The sequence below is a fragment of the Staphylococcus ureilyticus genome (assembly GCF_002902235.1).
Taxonomy (GTDB): Bacteria; Bacillota; Bacilli; order Staphylococcales; family Staphylococcaceae; genus Staphylococcus; species Staphylococcus ureilyticus.
On the sequence record NZ_PPRL01000104.1, the window covers coordinates 1 to 3,427 of the forward strand.

Annotated in this window: 1 protein-coding gene; it reads left to right on the forward strand. The window is 34.0% G+C overall.

Annotation, left to right across the window (positions count from 1 at the left end; translation table 11 throughout):
* Positions 1–269: 269 nt before the first annotated feature.
* Positions 270–3,427, forward strand: a 3,158-nt coding sequence (locus tag CD150_RS10235) for a GA-like domain-containing protein (protein WP_142382336.1), incomplete at its 3' end; no start/stop codon positions are given.

Genomic DNA, 3,427 nt, shown 5'->3' on the forward strand with positions numbered 1-3,427 from the left:
AGAATGAATTTTAAACAATCAATAACTAATATGAGACACATAAAAAACGATCGTTTTTTATGTGTCTTTTTATGTTTAATAACAATCATTTTTGATGGAAAAAAGTTTTTATCTCACTATTTTACTTAAAAATTCAACTTTTTTACTGACGCATTATAAGTACTGTTGGTCATTAAATTTAAAATTATAATGATTAAAGAAAGATAAATTGTATTAAATTTAATAACATCTAAAATGATTTTACTATCGAAAAGGAGAGTTAGATAACAATGAGAATATTTAGAGAGTATATGGCTAGGAGAAATAATAGATATTCCATACGTAAATTTACGATTGGAACAGCTTCAGTACTTTTAGGAAGTTTATTAATTTTTCAACATAGTGAAGAAGCCCAAGCTGATACTTTACAAAAAGAACAACAAGAAGTGAAAGAAATACCTCCTAAAGTAGATAAAGAGAACACTAACAATGATTCAAATTTTAATAATATATTAGAAAAAGAGAGTAACAATGACACAGTACAACAACCCATCCAAGCTGAAATTGATAATAAAACAGAAAACAAAAGTGCTTCAAAAGATACAAAATCAGTTGAGGAAGGTACTGAGATAACGTCGCAACAATTCGAGTCAAATGCCGATACTATTATTGAAAATAAAGAACAACCAGACCATTCAGATGTAAAAGAACAAGATATACAAAATGATAAACAAGAAAAAACACCTGAAACAATAAAAAACGATGAGGAAATAAAGGCATTAGATACTGAAAAGCCAGATATAGATAAAAAACAATCATCAACTGCCGAAAATACAGATACTAAAATAAATAGTAATTCGAAATTGAACGAAAAAGAGCAATCAGTCACTCAAAATTTGATTTCGATGGAAAATAGAGTTACTGAAACGAAAGTTGAAGTGCTTAATAATAATATAGAGAAAAATGAATCAGAAAAAGGTTTGAGCACGAACGAAAAAGACGTCAAAAATGAAAAACAACCAGAAAAGCAATATATTCCAAAAACTCGAGTAGCTAGAAGTATCGACCGAAATCGATACTATAATGGAATAAGCAATAATCACCATTACTTTGGACCTAGATTATCTTATAATTCATTAAGAGCCGGAGATTATATTGCGACGGCACTTAATGAAGTAGAAAGAAATAGAGGAGAACTAACGGAAGAAGAAAGAAAGCTGTTTTTAAGAAATATTATTAGACAAACTTCATTAAAAAATAATAAAGCGGCTTATGACAGAATTTTTAATAGGGATTATTCTGTAGCAAGAAATAGAAAAATCACAGGGAGTCAAGCGAATAATATAAACACACTACTGTCAAAAATGAAAGATTTAACAGTTAATCGTGACAGTCCGAATTATCAAGGTATATATACATTTACAAATCAAAATGATGTAACTAAAAATGATTTTGGTATAGTAAAAGATGAAGTGTTACATGATGGTGAAGCTTTAATAGCAACAATGGAATTGTCAAAAGAAAAAGGTAGAGGAACGTATAGATTTGAAAACTATGCGATAAGACCAAATGATAGCCTCAATAAAAAAATTAAACAGGTCGTAGCAGTTTATGAAGGTAGACAAAGAGTTGTACTACGACAAGATCATTTAGGTTATTATTCATATACACGTCCAAACAGTGGCAGAAATGGTGACCCTGATAGAGGTGGTGGATCAGGCGGATCAGTAAAATTTTACATTTCTTTTGACGCTAATCAATATATTGATGTGAATAAAGATAAATTATTTGGTTATATCTTGAGTGATACTACAGATACTAATGTATTAAGAGGCGTAAATATTACTAATAAAGCTGTTAATATCCAAGAAGTGGCAGAAACAATCAATGAAGCTTTGAAAAAAGCAAAAATCAAAAAAGTAGAAGATGCTATAGAAGCAGCAACACAAGTGCAAAAACAAGCCAAAATAAAGCTAGGTGAAGTGACGCAAGACCAATTAGTAACACCAGATGAAAAAGCCGAAATAGATAAAATGAATGTAGAAATTGAAAAGGCCAAATCATCAGCAATACAAGTATTAGACGCTCTACCGAATGGCCTCACTAATAAAGATTTATTACGAAAAAGAATAAATGATATTACATCCGTAACATCACCAGAAGTAAACGATGCAGATAGTAATGGTGTGCTAGATACTGAACAATTGTCTGAAGCAACACAAGCAGTAGTGAATGCGGAACAGACAAAAGCAGCAGTAGATACGAAGTTGGCAGAAGTAAAAGCAGATGGTTTAGTGACTCCGGACGAAAAAGCAGCAGTAGATGCGTTAATACAAACATTAGAAAGCGCAAAACAAACAGCGAAAGAAAAATTAAATAATGTATCGAATATCATAGTAGGAAAAGATGATCTCCAAACAAGGCTAGATAACATTGCATCCGTAACATCACCAGAAGTAAACGATGCAGATGGTAATGGAGTCTTGGATACTGACCAATTATCCGAAGCGTCTCAAGCCGTAGCGAATGCCGAACAAGCGAAAACCGTAGTGGATACGAAATTGACTGAAATCACAACAGATGGTCTAGTAACACCAGACGAAAAAGCCGCAGTAGATACATTAATTCAAACATTAGAAAATGCAAAACAAACAGCGAAAGAGAAGGTAAATAGCGTACCGAATGGTACCGCAGGCAAAGGTGAGTTACAAACAAGATTGGATAACATCACATCTGTAACATCACCAGAAATAAATGACGTAGATAGCAATGGTGTGCTAGATACTGACCAATTATCCGAAGCATCTCAAGCCGTAGTGAATGCAGAACAAGCAAAAGCCGCAGTAGATAATAAGGTGACAGAAGTAACATCAGATGGTCTAGTAACACCAGATGAAAAATCTGAAGTAGATACATTAATTCAAACATTAGAAAGTGCGAAACAAACAGCACAAGAGAAAGTAAATAGCGTACCGAACGGTACTGTGGGTAAAGATGATTTGCAAACAAGACTAGGTAACATCGCCTCTGTAGCATCACCAGAAGTGAACGATGCAGATGGTAACGGAGTCTTGGATACTGAACAATTGTCTGAGGCATCTCAAGCCGTAGTGAATGCGGAACAAGCGAAAACAGCAGTAGATACGAAATTGGCAGAAGTAACAGTAGATGGATTAGTGACGCCAGATGAGAAATCAGTAGTAGATGCATTGATTCAAACATTAGAAAGCGCAAAACAAACAGCCCAAGTGAAAGTAAATAGCGTACCGAACGATACTGTGGGTAAAGATGATTTGCAAACAAGACTGGATAACATCGCCTCTGTAACGTCACCAGAAGTAAACGATGCGGATAGCAATGGTGTGCTAGATACAGAACAATTGTCTGAGGCATCTCAAGCAGTAGCGAATGCGGAACAAGCGAAAACCGCAGTGGATACGAAGTTATC